This window comes from Actinomadura sp. NTSP31, from assembly GCF_041951385.1.
In the GTDB taxonomy this organism is placed as follows: domain Bacteria; phylum Actinomycetota; class Actinomycetes; order Streptosporangiales; family Streptosporangiaceae; genus Spirillospora; species Spirillospora napierensis.
Genome location: NZ_JBGNUT010000002.1, coordinates 73,102 through 88,071, shown reverse-complemented (window position 1 = coordinate 88,071; position 14,970 = coordinate 73,102). Strand labels below are relative to the sequence as shown.

The following is a 14,970-nucleotide window of genomic DNA, read 5'->3' as shown; positions in this document are numbered from 1 at the left end:
AGACCTATGACGACACGGCTGGCGGACATCGCCGTGCACGCCGGGGTGAGCGAGGCGACCGTGAGCCGGGTCCTCAACGGCAAACCGGGCGTGTCGCCGAGCACCCGGCAGGCGGTGCTGACCGCGCTGGACGTGCTCGGCTACGAGCGGCCGGCCCGGCTGCGCCAGCGGCGGGCCGGCCTGATCGGGCTGATCATCCCGGAGCTGACCAACCCGATCTTCCCGGCGTTCGCCGAGGTCATCGAGAGCGCGCTGGCCCGGCACGGGTACATGGCGGTGCTGTGCTCGCAGGCACCGGGCGGCGTCGCGGAGGACGACTACATCGAGATGCTGCTGGAGCGCGGCGTCGCCGGGATCATCTTCGTCAACGGGCTGCACGCCAACGCGCGCTCCGACCGGGCCCGGTACGCGCGGCTGACCGAGCAGGCGCTGCCGATCGTGCTGGTGAACGGGTACCGGCCCGACATCGACGCGCCGTTCGTCTCCAACGACGACGTCGCGTCGCTGGAGGCGATCGTCGGGCATCTGGCCGCAATGGGCCACCGGCGGATCGGCCTGGCGATCGGGCAGGACGTGTACGTGCCGACGCGCCGCAAGACCGAGGGGTTCCGGCGGGCGATGGCGGCGCACACCGGGCTGCCTGCGGCCGAGGTCGAAGAGCTGGTCGTGAACACGATGTACACGGTCGAGGGCGGGCAGGCGGCGGCGGCGAAGCTGCTGGACGCGGGCTGCACCGCGATCTGCGGCGGCAACGACATCATGGCGCTCGGCGCGATCCGGGCGGCCCGCGCGCGTGGCCTGCGGGTACCCGAGGACGTGTCGGTGACCGGCATGGACGACTCGCTGCTGACCGCCTACCTCGACCCGCCGCTCACCACGATCCGGCAGGCCGTGCGGGAGATGTCGATGGCGGCGGTGAGCACGGTGCTGGACGAGATCCGCGGGGCCCGCTCCCCCCGCACCGAGCTGCTGTTCCGTCCGGAACTGGTGGTCCGGCGGTCCTCGGCGCCGGTCCCGGCGGCCCCGCCCCCGGCCGGCCGGCGGCTGTCCACCGTACCGGAGGCCTGAGCCCGGGTTCGCCGGGGGCCTCGGGCGATCCGTTCGAGTTGTAACGAATGTGTTGCGGCGGATTGACAGTGAGGCCCGTCACGGTCTTTCATCCGTGGGAGCGCTCCCACGCAATGGAAGACACAACCTGAGAGGGGTCCGCCATGAGGGCCATCATGCGGCGCGGACTGGGCACGGCGATGGCGGTGGTGCTCGCGGGCGGTCTCGCGGCCGCCTGCGGCGGCGACGACGGCGACAAGAAGAAGGACGCGGACTCGGGGCCGGTGACGCTCACCGTCGACGTGTTCGGCGAGGTGGGCTACGACCAGCTCTACAAGCAGTACGAGCAGTCCCACCCCGGCGTCACCATCAAGCAGCGCAAGGTCTCGTCGCTGGACGAGTACAAGCCCCGCATCCAGCAGTGGATGGCCACGGGCAGCGGCGCCGGCGACGTGGTGATGCTCGAGGAGGGCATCCTGCCGCTCTACATGCAGCAGCGGTCCAAGTTCGTCAACCTGCTCGACTACGGCGGCAAGGCGCTGCAGGACAAGTTCCTGCCGTGGAAGTGGCAGATGGGCCTCAGCCCCGACGGCAAGCAGCTCGTCGGGCTCGGCACCGACGTCGGCCCGCTCGCCATGTGCTACCGCAAGGACCTGTTCCAGAAGGCGGGCCTGCCCACCGACCGCGACGAGGTCGGCAAGCTCTGGCCGACGTGGGACGCGTTCCTGCAGACCGGGCAGAAGTTCCAGCAGAAGGTGTCCGGCACCAAGTGGCTCGACGGCCCGACCGCGGTCTTCCGCGCCACCGTCCTGCAGAACGCCGGCGCCGGCCCCGGCTACAGCTTCTTCGACAAGAACGACAACCTCGTCTTCGACAGCAACCCGGCGGTGAAGCAGGCGTTCGACACCTCGCTCAAGTTCGAGCAGAGCAAGCTCACCTCCGACATGTCGGTGTTCACCCCGCCGTGGCAGACCGGGCTCAAGCGCGACACGTTCGCCACCGTGCCCTGCCCGTCGTGGATGCTCGGCGGCATCGAGCAGTTCTCCGGCGCCTCCGGCAAGGGCAAGTGGGACGTGGCGACGACGCCCGGCGGCTCGGGCTACTGGGGCGGCTCGTGGCTCGCCGTCCCCAAGCAGACCAAGCACGCCAAGCAGGCCGCCGCGCTGGCCGAGTTCCTGACCTCCCCGCAGGGGCAGGCCGGGGCCTTCAAGTCGGCCAACACCTTCCCCTCGTCGCCGCAGGCCGAGCAGGACCCGACGGTCTCCGGCGCGAAGAGCGCCTACTTCAACGACGCGCCCATCGGCACGATCTTCGGCAGCCTGGTGGCCTCGGTGAAGCCGGTGCACCTCGGCCCGAAGAACGAGGACGTGCGGGCGGCCGTGGAGAACGTGCTGATCTCGGTCGGGCAGGGCAAGGTCAAGCCGGATGAGGCCTGGTCCAAGGCCGTCGAGGAGGCCAAGAAGGCCGCCAGGTAGCCGCCTCCCGCCACGGCGGCGGCGCCGTGCCCACCTCCCCGCGCGGCGCCGCCGCCGTTCCTTCTCCCGCTCAGCCCCGTCCTCGGAAAGGAGGCGCATGGCCATGGCCACCGATCTGCGCCCCAGCCGGAACGGTCCCCAGCATCCACCGGCGCAGGCCCCACCGGCCGGGCGCCGCTCCCTGCGGACCCGCCTGACCCGGCTCGACGTGAAGGCGTCGCCCTACGCCTTCATCTCGCCGTTCTACCTCGTGTTCGCGATCTTCGGCGCGTTCCCGCTGGTCTACACGCTCTGGGTGTCCCTGCACGACTGGGAGCTCGCCTCGGGCACCCGCAAGTGGGTCGGCCTGGACAACTACAAGTACCTGTGGAGCGACGCCGACTTCTGGCACGCGACGGTCAACACCATCGGCATCTTCGTCCTGTCGACCGTGCCGCAGCTGATGATCGCGCTGTTCGTCGCCAACGCGCTGAACCGGCGGATGCGCGTGCCGACGCTGTTCCGGATCGGCATGGTGGCGCCGCTGGTCACCTCCACCGCCGCCGTCGCGATCGTGTTCACCCAGATGTTCGACCACGACTGGGGCATGATCAACTGGGCGATCGGGCTGGTGGGGATCGACCCGATCGACTGGACGAGCAGCCGCGGCTGGTCCTGGGTGGCGATCGCCACCATGGTCGACTGGCGCTGGACCGGCTACAACGCGCTGATCTACCTCGCCGCGATGCAGGCGATCCCGAAGGACCTGTACGAGGCCGCCTCGATCGACGGCGCGTCCCGGATCCGGCAGTTCTGGCAGATCACCGTGCCGATGCTGCGCCCGACGATCATCTTCACGACGATCATCGCGACCATCGGCGGGCTGCAGCTGTTCACCGAGCCGGTGCTGTTCAGCGTGGGCACCCCCAACAAGATGGACGGCGGCCCGCTGCACCAGTTCCAGACGCTGACGATGTACATGTACGACAACGCCTTCGGCCATGACCGGTACGGCTACGGCGCCACGGTCGCGTGGGCCCTGTTCCTGATGATCATCCTGTTCTCCCTGATCAACTTCCTTTTCGTGCGGCGCACGGGAGGCACCAAGTGACCACGCTCCTGGCCGGTCCCGGCGACGCCCGGCACGCCCGCGGCGGCCGGCCCGGCCGGTTCCGCAACCTGTGGAACGCCAGCCCGCTGACCTATCTCACGCTGATCGTCGCGCTCGCCCTGTCGGTCTTCCCGATCTACTGGATGATCGCGGTGGCGACCCGCACCAACGACGTGGTCGCCGACGTCCCGCCGCCGATGCTGCCCGGCGGGCACGGCGGGGACAACGTGCGCCGGCTGTTCGACAACCCCGACGCCTACTTCGCCAAGGGCCTGGTGAACTCGGCGATCGCCTCGGCGTGCGTGACGGTCTCCACCGTCTTCTTCGCCTCGCTGGCCGGCTTCGCCTTCGCCAAGCTGCGCTTCCGCGGCAAGAACGTGCTGCTGGTGTCGATCGTCGCGACCATGATGATCCCGGTGCAGATGGGCATCATCCCGCTCTACATGATCATGGTGAAGCTGGGCTGGCAGAGCCATCTGCAGGCGGTGATCGTGCCGTTCCTGGTCACCGGGTTCGGCGTGTTCATGATGCGGCAGTACGCCGACCAGGCCGTCCCGGACGAGCTGATCGAGGCCGCCCGGGTCGACGGGTGCACCACGTTCGGCATCTACTGGCGCGTCGTGCTGCCCGCGCTGCGGCCCGCCGCCGGCGTGCTCGGCCTGTTCACGTTCATGCAGACCTGGAACGACTTCATGTGGCCGCTCGCGGTGCTCACGCCGGAGAACCCCACGGTCCAGATCTCGATCAACAACCTGGCGAACGCGTACTTCAAGGACTACACGCTCATGTTCGCCGGTACCACCGTGGCGATCCTGCCGCTGCTCGTGGTGTTCGTCGTTTTCGGCCGCCAGATCATCGGCGGAATCATGGAAGGTGCAGTGAAGGCGTGACCTCTCTGGAATCGAGCGCCGTACAGGGCCCGACCGAAGAGCCTGCCGGCGCCCGCGGGACCGGACCGCGGTTCCCCACCGGGTTCCGCTGGGGCGCGGCCACGGCCGCCTACCAGATCGAGGGCGCCGCCGCCGAGGACGGCCGCGGACCGTCGGTCTGGGACACCTTCGCCCGCACGCCCGGCAAGGTCCTCGGCGGCGACACGGGGGACGTCGCCGTGGACCACTACCACCGGTACCCCGAGGACGTCGCGCTGATGCGCGAGCTCGGCCTCACCTCCTACCGGTTCTCCATCTCCTGGCCCCGGGTGCAGCCGTCCGGGGCCGGGGCCGTCAACGAGCCGGGGCTCGACTTCTACCGGCGCCTCGTCGACGCGCTGCTGGAGGCGGGGGTCGAGCCCTGGCCGACGCTGTACCACTGGGACCTGCCGCAGCCGCTGGAGGACGCGGGCGGCTGGCCGCGGCGCGAGACGGCGCACCGGTTCGCCGACTACGCCGCCGCCGTGCACGAGGCGCTCGGCGACCGGGTGAAGCACTGGACGACGGTGAACGAGCCGTGGTGCGCGGCGTTCCTCGGCTACGCGTCCGGCGACCACGCGCCCGGGCGGCTCGACCCGTCCGGCGCCCTGCTCGCGGCCCATCACCTGATGCTGGGGCACGGGCTGGCGGTGCAGTCGATGCGGGCCCGCCACCCGGGCAACCACTTCGGCGCGGCCGTCAACCTGTACGCGGTCTCCCCCGCGACCGACGACCCCGCCGACGTGGACGCCGCGCGCCGCATCGACGGCATGCAGAACCGGCTGTTCCTCGACCCGCTGCTGCTCGGCCGCTACCCCGACGACGTGCTGGCCGACACCGCCCGGCACGGGTTCGACCCCGACGCCGCGGACCTGGCCGTCATCAACCAGCCGATCGACCAGCTCGGCATCAACTACTACACGCGGCACACGGTCGCGGGGACGCCCGGGGAGGCCGCGCAGACGGCGTCGGGGCCGTTCGCGACGCACTCGCCGTGGGTGGGCAGCGAGCACGTCCGGTTCGTCCCGGCGGGGCGGCCGACCACCGGGATGGGCTGGGAGATCGACGAGGGCGGGCTGCACGAGGTGCTCACCCGGGTGCACCGCGAGTACCCGGCCGTCCCGCTGTACATCACCGAGAACGGCGCCGGCTACGACGAGGCCCCGGACGGCGATGGCACGGTCCACGACGCGGGGCGCATCGCCTACATCGACGCGCACCTGCGCGCGTGCCACGACGCCATCGCCGACGGCGTACCGCTTGCGGGCTATTTCACATGGTCGCTGCTGGATAATTTCGAGTGGGCTTGGGGCTACTCCAAGCGCTTCGGGCTGGTCCACGTGGACTACGCGACGCAGCGCCGGACGCCCAAGGACAGCGCGCGCTGGTACTCGGACGTGATCCGGCGGGGCGGCCTGCCCGGGCGCGGCTGAGGATCGCCGGATCGGCACCGCCCGGGGGCCGGCCCCGCCGCCCGGCCGGGCCGGCGCCCCGGCGGCCGCCGGCCCGGCGGAGCGGCGGCGACGCCACAGGAAGGACGGAGGGGCCTGATGACGCAGAGGGGGACGCGCCCGACCCTGGAAGAGGTCGCGGCGCGCGCCGGGGTCGGCCGCGGCACGGTGTCCCGGGTGGTCAACGGGTCGCCGCGGGTCAGCGAGCGGGCCCGGCAGGCCGTGCTGAAGGCGATCGACGAGCTCGGGTACGTGCCCAACCGGGCGGCCCGCACGCTCGTCACCCGGCGCACCGACACGGTGGCGCTGGTGATCGCCGAGTCCGACCAGCGGCTGTTCGGCGAGCCGTACTTCGCCGGGATCATCCGGGGCATCAGCAACGGCCTCGGCGACACGGGGCTGCAGCTGCTGCTCGCGCTCGCCCGCTCCCCCGAGGAGTACGCGCGCCTGGAGCACTACCTGACCACCCAGCACGTGGACGGGGTGCTGCTGACCTCGCTGCACGCCGAGGACCCGCTGCCCGCCAAGCTGGAGGCCAACGGGGTGCCGACGGTGCTCGGCGGCCGCCCGCCGGGACTGTCGCCGGTCAGCTACGTCGACGTCGACAACCGGCTCGGCGCCCGCGAGGCCGTCGGGCACCTCATCGCCGGGGGGCGGCGCCGCATCGCGACGATCGCCGGCCCGCAGGACATGGGGGTGGGCATCGACCGGCTCGCCGGGTACCGGGAGGCGCTCGGCGAGGCGGGGCTGCCGGAGTACGTCGCGTTCGGCGACTTCGGCGAGGCCACCGGCATCAGCGCCGCCGAGCGGCTGCTGGCCGGCGAGCCCGCGATGGACGCGGTGTTCGCCGCGAGCGACCCGATGGCGCTCGGCACGCTGCGGGTGCTGCGCCGGCTCGGCCGCCGCGTCCCCGACGACGTCGCGGTGATCGGCTTCGACGACTCCGCGTCCGCGCCGCTGGCCGACCCGCCGCTCAGCAGCGTGCACCAGTCGCCGGAGGAGATGGGCGTGGCGATGGCGCGGCTGCTGGTGTCCCGGATCCGCGGCGAGGCCGTCGCCGACCCGGTGGTCATCATGCGCCCGCACCTGGTGCTGCGCGAGTCGGCGTAACGGCGTCCTCCACTGTCATGAGCCCGGCCTATGATCGCTCATGACTTCGCCGAACCGAGAGGAGCCCGCCGTGGCCTACACGCCGACCGACGAGGAGATGGCGCACCTGCGGCGCGCCGTCGAGCTGGCCGCCGAGGCGCTGGCGGACGGCGACGAGCCGTTCGGCACCGTGCTGGTCGCGGCGTCCGGGAAGGTGCTGTTCGAGGACCGCAACCGCACCGCCGGCGGCGACCAGACCCGGCATCCGGAGTTCGAGGCGGCGCGCTGGGCCGCCGGCAACGTGGCGCCGGACGAGCGCGCCGCCGCGACCGTGTTCACCTCCGGGGAGCACTGCCCGATGTGCTCGGCCGCGCACGGCTGGGTCGGCCTCGGCCGCATCGTCTACGTGCACTCGTCCCGGCAGGTCGCCGAGTGGCGGGCGGCGCTGGGCGTGCCGCCGTCGCCGGTCAACGCGATCCCGATCCAGGACGTGGTGCCAGGCATCCGGGTGGACGGCCCGGTCCCCGCCCTGGAGGCCGAGGTCCGCGACCTGCACACCCGCGCCTGCTCCTGAGTCCCGCCGACCGGGACCGCGCCGCCGGCCCGCCGCCGCGGGGGCTTCAATGAGCGGACGCTCCGCCTCTGGAGGCCGCGCATGCCCGACGCCCTTCCGGCCGACCAGGCCGTCCGGAACCTGATCTTCGCCTACGCCGAGGCGGTCGACCGCGGCGACTTCGCGGCGGTCGCCCGGCTGTTCGCGGACGCCGACTTCGTGAGCGGCGGCGCCACGCTGACCGGCGACGCGGTGGCGCGGATGTTCGAGAAGACGATCATCCTGTACGACGACGGCACGCCGCGCACCAAGCACGTCACCACCAACGTCGCGGTCGAGCCGGACGGCCCGGCGGCCACGGCCGCGTCGTACTTCACCGTGCTCCAGGCCACGCCGGACCTGCCCTTCCAGCCGATCTGCGCCGGCCGCTACGACGACCGGTTCGCGTTGCGCGACGGCCGGTGGCGCTTCGCCGAGCGCCGCATCACCCTGGAGCTCGTCGGGAACGTCGCCCACCACCTGCGCCGCCCCGACAGGCTCCCCGCCGCCCTGCGCCCCTGACCGGCGGCGGCGGTCAGGCCTCGGACGACGGGGAGCCGGGGGCCATCCTCCGGAAGGCCTCGTCGAGTGCGTCGACGAGGCGTCCGAAGGTCTCGTCGAGCGACTCCGGCAGCCCGAACGCCGTCTCGCCCTCCAGCGACGCGAACCCGTGGCAGGCGATCCGCCACATGCGGATCGCGTGGACGAGATCGCCGCCTTCGAGCCGGTACCCCTTGAACGCGGACGCGACGACGGCGACCGCCTGCTCGGCGACCGCCGCGTGCTCCCCGTCGCCGGGAGCCGGTGCCCGGACGCTCGCGGCGTAGCGTCCGGGACGGGCGGCGGCGTAGGCCCGGTAGGCGGCCGACAGTTCCGCGAGCGCGTCCCGTCCGGTGACCCCGGAGGTCGCCGCCGCGAGCCGCGCCGTCATCTCCCCGACGGCCAGGATCGCGATGCCGCGCTTGACGGCGTCCAGCCCTTCCACGTGCTTGTACAGCCCCGGCAGCGACACCCCGCACCGCTTCGCGACCGCCGCCAGCGTGAGCCGTTCGAGGCCCGCCTCGTCGGCGACGGCCGCGGCCTCGGCGATGACCCGCTCCGGGGTGAGTCCCGCGCGCGGCATCCCCTACCTGCCCGTCCGGCCGAGCGCGATGCCGGAGCCGGCGACGAAGAGGATCAGCAGCGGAAGCGACACGTACGCCAGCGTAGCGACGCCGGTGAGGAGCAGCGCGTAGCCGATGCCCGAGCCCGCGATGGCGACGGACAGGGCGAATCCGACGTGGCGGAGCCGGCGGGGAAGCGTCCCCGAGAGGGCTCCCGCGGCCCCGACGGCGGCGAGAAGGAGCATCTTGACGCCGTCCGCGCGGTTGAGCGCCTCCAGCAGTCCGTGCGCCGTGCCCGGTGAGGACGCGGCGACCAGCCCCAGCCCGATCGCGAACTGCGCCAGGGAGATCGCCGCGGCCACCAGCCCGGCGCCCGCGGCGATCCGTCCGGCCCTCGACCAGCGCGCCGCCCGTCCCAGCGCGAGCGGAACCAGCGCGAGCCCCGCCGCCGGCAATCCCTCGGTGAGCAGGAACTGCACGGTCAGCGCGCCCCCGTGCCCCGCGTAGTCCCGGACGATCTCGCTCCCGGACGCGCCGAACCCGGCCGCGGGCACCGGAACCGACAGCCCGGCGGCCCACGAGAGCGCGTATCCGATCCCGGCCACGGCCGGAACGCTCAGCAGCCCCCCGCGCGGCGCGGTGGCGATGCTCGCCATGTCACCCTCCCTTGGTGGTTAATAGGATTAACTTCAAGTTAGTGCCATTAACCACGGCGCGCAAGCCCCCGCACCGAAGAAGGAAGGGTGCCGGTCACCAGGGGTAGGTGCCTCCGTTCTCGTTGAGGAAGGCGCCGGTCTCGGGGCGTTCCAGCTGGCGGGCGAGGTGGGCTCCGCCCTCCTCGGCGGTCAGGACGCCGGTATGGCCGTTGAGGTCGGTGGCGCAGAAGCCCGGCGAGAGCGCGTTGACCCTGATGCCCTCGTCGCGCAGCGCGTTGGCGTAGATGAGCGTGACCGCGTTCAGCGCCGCCTTGGAGGAGTTGTAGCCGAGCAGGTTCGCATAGCGCGCGAGTCCCTCGTCCGGCTCCTGGAGGAAGGCGAACGTGCCGAGGCCGCTGGAGACGTTGCCGATGCAGCCGGCCGGCGACCTGCGCAGCAGCGGCAGCATGGCGTTGGTCACCGCGACGACGCCGAGCACGTTGGTCTCGTAGACCTCGCGCAGGTCGGCGACCGGCAGCTCCGCCGGCGGACGCGACCGGTCGCGGGTGACGGCGGCGTTGTTGACCAGGACGTCCAGCCGGCCGTGGTCGGCGTCGATCAGCGCGGCGGCGGCCGCGATCGTCGCGGGATCGGTCACGTCGAGCGGGACGAAGCGGACGTCCAGCCCCTCGCCGGCCAGGGCCGCGGCGGCCGCCTCGCCGCGGCCGGGGTCGCGGGCCCCGAGCAGGACGGTGTGGCCCGCCCGTGCCAGCGCGCCCGCCGTCGCGAATCCGATGCCCTTGTTGGCGCCCGTGATCAAGGCGATCTTCTCTGTCGTCATGGGTCCCACCGTGGCCGCGGTCCGCCCGGTCCGGGAGAGGACCGTTGAGACTGGTACCGGCGGTCCCATGGTCGCCGCGCGCCGGGGCGGCCACACTTGGGGGGTGGAGCACGGAGACCGGGCGGAGCTGGCCGCCTTCCTGCGGCGGTGGCGCGCACGGGTGCAGCCGTCCGACGTCGGGCTGCGTCCGGGACGCCGGCGCACGCCCGGGCTGCGGCGGCAGGAGGTCGCGCAGCTGGCGGGGATGTCGGTGGACTACTACGTCCGGCTCGAACAGGGACGCGGGCCGCGTCCGTCGCGGCAGGTGCTGACCTCGCTCGGGCGGGCGCTGCGGTTGTCGGACGCCGAGCGGGCCCACCTGCACTACCTGGCGGGCGAGGTGCCCGCGCCGCCGCCGACGCCGGTCCGGGAGGTGCGGCCGAGCGTCCTTCGCCTGCTGGAGGGGCTCGACGACACGCCCGCGCTGGTGTGCGACGCCAAGTTCGATGTCCTGGCGTGGAATCCGATGGCGTGCGCGCTGCTCGGGGATTTCGCCGCCATGCCGGAGCGCGAGCGCAACATCGTATGGCGGTTCTTCGCCCGGCCGCGGGCGCAAAGGCGGGTGGACGCGGCCGACGCGCCCCGGTTCGCGCGCGAGGCGGTGGCCGACCTGCGGGCGGCCGCCGCCCGGTATCCGCGCGACCACGGCGTCCGCGACCTGGTCGAGCGGCTCCTGGCCGCGAGCGCCGAGTTCCGGAGCCTGTGGGAGGAGCAGGACGTCCGGGTCGAGCGGTCCGTCCGCAAGCGCATCCACCACCCGGTGGCCGGCCTGCTCGATCTGGAGTGCGAGGCCTTGCACGACCCGGACCGCGACCAGTGGACCGTCTTCTACACCGCGCCGCCGGGGTCGGCGTCCCGCGACGCGCTGCTGTCGCTCAGGCCGGCGACCCCGCCCCGACCAAGCCGGAACAGAGCCGTCGACGTCACCGGCTGAGGCGACAATGCACTGCTCACTTAGAGTGCCGATCAGATCACAGAGAACATCAAGGGGGGCTAGATTACACTGGTGCCCAAACCGATGAAGCTGGCCGACCTTGAGCGTGCGTTGAGAAGACAGGGCTGCGACAAGCGGACGCCCGACAGGGGTCCGCATACGAAATGGGTCTGTCCGTGCGGGGAGCACAGGGCGATCATTCCCGGCACCGGGAGATCTCCGCGCTCGTCGTGAGCAACACGATCAAAGGCCTGGTCTGCCTCGAGGAGGGATGGCTCCAGTGAGCGACGGGCGGGATGTGTACCGGGTGCGGGCCCGCAGATGGGAGCACGGCTGGGAGCTGGACATCGAATCGGTGGGCGCGACTCAGTCGCACAGCCTGAAGGACGCCGAGATGATGGCGCGCGACTACATCTCGCTCGCGCTGGACGTCCCGATGGACTCTTTCGACCTGGAACTCGTTCCCGATATCGGGGAAGGGCTCGCCGAGCAGGCCCGCCAGGCGAGGGCGGAGACCCGGGCCGCTGAGAAGGCGCGCGACGACGCGGCGCTGAAGCTGCGGAGGGTGGCGCGCATGCTTCACGACGAGGGGCTCACGGGCAAGGAGATCGGGATCATTCTGGGCGTCTCGACCCAGCGGGTTTCGCAGTTGCTGAAGGCGGAGGCAAGGGCCCGCGGCGGGGAGCATCGGACCTCGGCGTGAGGGGCCCGGCTCGCCGCTGGAGGGCGGCGAGCCGGGATCTTCTCAGCGGAGGGTGAGGGCGGACAGGCGGGCCTCGCCGTTGAAGACGAGGTAGAGGTCGTGGCGGCCGGTGGCGTGCAGGGCGGCCGTCACGTCCTTGTAGGTGTACTTGCCGCCGGTGGACGGGACGGTCAGCGTCGCGGCCACGGGGCCGGTCGGGCTGTCGAGGCGGACCTGGACGGTGGAGTTCCCGGCGGTCTCCTTGGCCGCGCGGACGGTGAGGGTTCCGTTCTCGAGCGCCGCGTCCTTGAAGGCCAGCCAGGAGCCTTCGGTGCCGGCGACCGCGTCGCCCTTGGCCTTGGACTCGTCGACGAGCTGGACGGCGTTCTGGTCGTCGAAGTCGGCGGCGCGGGTCGGCCGCGTGAGGTCGCGGGCGGGGACGCGCTCGCCGTGGACGTCGACCGCGGCGCGCTGCCGGATGTCGGTGGACGAGGAGCCGACGAGGACGTCCTGCCTGGAGGTCTCGAGGGTCCACTTGTTGCGGGTGACGTCCCAGGTCGCCAGGTCGGACGCCTTCACCTGGAGGGTCACCGAGGCGGTCTTGCCGGGTGCGAGGTGGACCTTCTGGAAGGCGCGGAGCTGCTCGACGGGCTGCTTCACGCGGGACGTCCGCTGGTGGGTGTAGAGCTGGACGACCTCGTCCGCCGCCCGCCTGCCGGTGTTGGTGACCGGGACGGTGACGGTCAGGGTCTTGCCGCCTGACAGCGAGTGGCTGCTGAGCTTCGGCTTGCCGTACCGGAAGGTGGTGTAGGTGAGGCCGTAGCCGAACGGGTAGAGCGGCTTGCCCTTGTAGTACAGGTAGGTGCGGTCGGACTTGATGATGTCGTAGTCGAGGATGTCGGGCAGGTCGCTCTCGGAGCGGTACCAGGTCTGCGGCAGCTTGCCCGACGGGCTCTCGTCGCCGAACAGGACGGACGCGAGGGCGTTGCCGGTCTCGGCGCCGGCGTGGCTCGTCCACAGGATCGCCGGGACGTTCGCCTGTTCCCAGGTGAGGGTCGTCGGGTAGCTGTTCTCCACGACGACGACCGTGTTCGGGTTGGCCTTGCGGACGGCCTTGATGAGCTCTTCCTGGCCTTCGGCGAGCGCCATGGTGGTGCGGTCGTGGTCCTCGCGGCCGTTGATGAACGGCATGCTGCCGACCACGACGACGGCGGTGTCCGCGCTGGTGGCGGCCTTGACGGCGGAGTCGACGCCGCTGCCGACGACGTCCTTGGCGAACGCGGTGGCGTCGTCCTTGGTGGTGAGGACGAGCGTGCCGTCGTCCTGCGCCTTCACGTAGATCTTGGTCGGGTCGGCCCAGTCGTAGGCCTTCTCGTAGCCCGCGTAGCGCATGAGGTAAGAGCCGTCGCCCTGCTTCTCCAGCTTGAACATCTGCTGGACGAACCAGCCGTTCGGCTGGTCCTGGTCGTTGGCGAAGGTGTTGCCGGAGTGGATGCCGACGGTCTTGCCGTTGGCGGCGGAGCGCAGGGTGACGATGCCCTGGCCCCAGTCGAAGACGTCGAACTGGGCGGAGGCGTCGGCGGTCGTCGGGCCCGTCTTGAGGACGGCCCCGGCGGCGGTGGTCCCGCCCGCCACGTACTTGCCGGTCTTCACGTCCTTGAGGGCGATGCGGTCGACCCCCTCGCTGGACGCGACGTTCCCGGCGCCGACCTTGTTCTTGATGCCGTCCAGCGGAGTGACCTTGTACGGGAGCGAACCCGAGTACCAGTCGGTGTAGAGCGTGTTCGAGAGGGGGCCGACGACGGCGACCTTCTTGCCGGACGACAGCGGCAGCGCGTTGTTCTGATTCTTCAGCAGCACCATCTGCTCTGTCGCGGCCTTGCGTTCGAGGGCGCGGTGGGCGGGGCTGTCGACGGCGTCCTTGGTGATCTTCCCGTACTTGCCGCCGCCCGGGTCGAACTCGCCGAGCCGGACGCGGACGCTGAGGATGTTCCCGACCGCGCGGTCGAGGTCGGCCTCGCTGAGCAGGCCCTTCGACAGGGCCGTCTTGACCGCGTTCGTGGTGATGGACGAGTTCGTGTCGTCGGTGGTGAAACTGTCGACGCCCGCCTTGATGGTGGCGGCGTCGCCGGCGGGCAGGTCCGGGTAGTACTGCTCGGAGCCGACGAGGTTGTTGGGCGCGCCCGCGTCGGTGACGTTCAGCAGGGTCTTCCCGCTCCACCGTCTGGCGTCGTTCACCAGCGGCGACGCCGTCGCCGGGCGTCCGTTGACCAGGTTGTAGGAGGTCATCAGGCCGGTCGCCGCGTCCTGCGTCAGCGGCAGCTTGAACGGCACCTCGTCGTACTCCTTGAGCACGCGGGGCCGCACGCTGGAGGACGTCTGGTCGCGGCGGATCTCGTTGTTGTAGGCCAGGTAGTGCTTGAGGACGGGCGCGGCCTTGAGCCGGTCCGGGTCGTCGCCCTGCATGCCCTTGCCGTAGGCGGTGGCGAGGAGCCCGGTGAGCAGCGGGTCCTCGGAGTAGCCCTCCTCGTTGCGCCCCCAGCGGGGGTCGCGCAGCAGGTTGACGACGGGCGCCCACAGCTGCAGGCCCCACACGTCGGGGTTCTCGCTGTTGTAGCCGCGGGCCTCGTCGCCGACCGCGGACCCGATCTGCTTCATCAGCGCCGGGTCCCAGGTGGCGCCGAGGCCGACCGACTGCGGGAACACCGTGCCCTGCGCGGTCCGGACGGCGCCGGAGGCGTCGATGTCGGTGGACCAGGCGACGCCGTGCAGCGCCTCGGTCCCGGTCTTGAACCGCTTGATCCCGAGGCGCGGGATCGCGGGCTCGTACTGGTGGAGCAGCGAGACCTTCTCGTCGGTCGTGAGCCGTCCCAGCAGGTCCTTGACGCGGGCGTCGACCGGCAGGTGGGGGTCGCGGAACGGGAAGGTCTCGACGGCCGAGGCCGGGGCGGCCGTCCACGCGGCCGGGGCCGCCAGCACGGCGGCCACGGCGAGGGCGACGGCCCGGCGGCGCCGGGCGGGGAAAGGGGGGGTGGGGGGGGTGGTGTGCACCTGTTCCTCCTCTTGGACTCGTCCCCCGAGCAA

General features: G+C 71.9%; 14 protein-coding genes. 10 read left to right on the top strand and 4 right to left on the bottom strand.

What is annotated here, in order from left to right:
• Positions 1-6: 6 nt before the first annotated feature.
• The 8 genes from ACA514_RS03245 (at position 7) to ACA514_RS03210 (ending at position 8,174) form a co-directional block, all read left to right on the top strand.
• Positions 7-1,068, top strand: a complete 1,062-nt coding sequence (locus tag ACA514_RS03245) for a LacI family DNA-binding transcriptional regulator (RefSeq protein WP_375039458.1) — start codon at positions 7-9, stop codon at positions 1,066-1,068.
• Positions 1,069-1,223: 155 nt separating this feature from the next.
• Entirely contained in the window at positions 1,224-2,522 is a 1,299-nt protein-coding gene (locus ACA514_RS03240) for an ABC transporter substrate-binding protein (protein WP_375039457.1), read from the top strand.
• Between the two features lie 103 nt (positions 2,523-2,625).
• The gene (locus tag ACA514_RS03235) at positions 2,626-3,612 is read left to right on the top strand and encodes a carbohydrate ABC transporter permease (protein WP_375039456.1); all 987 of its coding nucleotides are present in this window, start codon (positions 2,626-2,628) and stop codon (positions 3,610-3,612) included.
• Positions 3,609-4,502: a carbohydrate ABC transporter permease gene (locus ACA514_RS03230; RefSeq protein ID WP_375039455.1), complete on the top strand. Its 894-nt coding sequence runs from the start codon at positions 3,609-3,611 to the stop codon at positions 4,500-4,502. The genes ACA514_RS03235 and ACA514_RS03230 overlap by 4 nt, the downstream gene beginning before the upstream one ends.
• A gap of 5 nt (positions 4,503-4,507) precedes the next feature.
• A complete protein-coding gene (locus ACA514_RS03225) occupies positions 4,508-5,953 on the top strand; it encodes a GH1 family beta-glucosidase (RefSeq protein WP_375039831.1) in 1,446 nt (481 codons plus the stop codon).
• A 117-nt stretch (positions 5,954-6,070) separates the two neighbouring features.
• Entirely contained in the window at positions 6,071-7,081 is a 1,011-nt protein-coding gene (locus tag ACA514_RS03220) for a LacI family DNA-binding transcriptional regulator (protein ID WP_375039454.1), read from the top strand.
• Between the two features lie 97 nt (positions 7,082-7,178).
• The gene (locus tag ACA514_RS03215) at positions 7,179-7,634 is read left to right on the top strand and encodes a nucleoside deaminase (RefSeq protein ID WP_375039830.1); all 456 of its coding nucleotides are present in this window, start codon (positions 7,179-7,181) and stop codon (positions 7,632-7,634) included.
• 81 nt (positions 7,635-7,715) lie between these two features.
• Positions 7,716-8,174, top strand: a complete 459-nt coding sequence (locus ACA514_RS03210) for a nuclear transport factor 2 family protein (RefSeq protein WP_375039453.1) — start codon at positions 7,716-7,718, stop codon at positions 8,172-8,174.
• Between the two features lie 13 nt (positions 8,175-8,187).
• On the opposite strand, the gene ACA514_RS03205 is transcribed toward ACA514_RS03210, so the two are convergent.
• The 3 genes from ACA514_RS03205 to ACA514_RS03195 form a co-directional block, all read right to left on the bottom strand.
• Positions 8,188-8,775 (bottom strand): TetR/AcrR family transcriptional regulator, encoded by a 588-nt coding sequence (locus ACA514_RS03205; protein ID WP_375039452.1) that lies wholly within the window; start codon positions 8,773-8,775, stop codon positions 8,188-8,190.
• 3 nt (positions 8,776-8,778) lie between these two features.
• On the bottom strand, positions 8,779-9,411 hold the full coding sequence (locus ACA514_RS03200; protein WP_375039451.1) for a hypothetical protein: 633 nt from the start codon (positions 9,409-9,411) through the stop codon (positions 8,779-8,781).
• 94 nt (positions 9,412-9,505) lie between these two features.
• Complete coding sequence (locus tag ACA514_RS03195) at positions 9,506-10,231, bottom strand: SDR family NAD(P)-dependent oxidoreductase (RefSeq protein WP_375039450.1); 726 nt, start codon at positions 10,229-10,231, stop codon at positions 9,506-9,508.
• A 103-nt stretch (positions 10,232-10,334) separates the two neighbouring features.
• Here ACA514_RS03195 and ACA514_RS03190 point away from each other — a divergent pair, with 103 nt between their 5' ends.
• Positions 10,335-11,204: a helix-turn-helix transcriptional regulator gene (locus ACA514_RS03190; protein ID WP_375039449.1), complete on the top strand. Its 870-nt coding sequence runs from the start codon at positions 10,335-10,337 to the stop codon at positions 11,202-11,204.
• A 280-nt stretch (positions 11,205-11,484) separates the two neighbouring features.
• The gene (locus tag ACA514_RS03185) at positions 11,485-11,907 is read left to right on the top strand and encodes a sigma factor-like helix-turn-helix DNA-binding protein (protein ID WP_375039448.1); all 423 of its coding nucleotides are present in this window, start codon (positions 11,485-11,487) and stop codon (positions 11,905-11,907) included.
• Positions 11,908-11,949: 42 nt separating this feature from the next.
• Here ACA514_RS03185 and ACA514_RS03180 read toward each other — a convergent pair whose 3' ends face one another.
• Positions 11,950-14,937 (bottom strand): glycoside hydrolase family 3 C-terminal domain-containing protein, encoded by a 2,988-nt coding sequence (locus ACA514_RS03180; protein ID WP_375039447.1) that lies wholly within the window; start codon positions 14,935-14,937, stop codon positions 11,950-11,952.
• Between the last annotated feature and the right edge of the window lie 33 nt (positions 14,938-14,970).

Coding starts and splice junctions, on each gene's coding strand:
- ACA514_RS03245 (WP_375039458.1), top strand. CDS start 7: ATGACGACACGGCTGGCGGACATCGCCGTGCACGCCGGGGTGAGCGAG.
- ACA514_RS03240 (WP_375039457.1), top strand. CDS start 1,224: ATGCGGCGCGGACTGGGCACGGCGATGGCGGTGGTGCTCGCGGGCGGT.
- ACA514_RS03235 (WP_375039456.1), top strand. CDS start 2,626: ATGGCCACCGATCTGCGCCCCAGCCGGAACGGTCCCCAGCATCCACCG.
- ACA514_RS03220 (WP_375039454.1), top strand. CDS start 6,071: ATGACGCAGAGGGGGACGCGCCCGACCCTGGAAGAGGTCGCGGCGCGC.
- ACA514_RS03215 (WP_375039830.1), top strand. CDS start 7,179: ATGGCGCACCTGCGGCGCGCCGTCGAGCTGGCCGCCGAGGCGCTGGCG.
- ACA514_RS03210 (WP_375039453.1), top strand. CDS start 7,716: ATGCCCGACGCCCTTCCGGCCGACCAGGCCGTCCGGAACCTGATCTTC.
- ACA514_RS03205 (WP_375039452.1), bottom strand. CDS start 8,775: ATGCCGCGCGCGGGACTCACCCCGGAGCGGGTCATCGCCGAGGCCGCG.
- ACA514_RS03200 (WP_375039451.1), bottom strand. CDS start 9,411: ATGGCGAGCATCGCCACCGCGCCGCGCGGGGGGCTGCTGAGCGTTCCG.
- ACA514_RS03195 (WP_375039450.1), bottom strand. CDS start 10,231: ATGACGACAGAGAAGATCGCCTTGATCACGGGCGCCAACAAGGGCATC.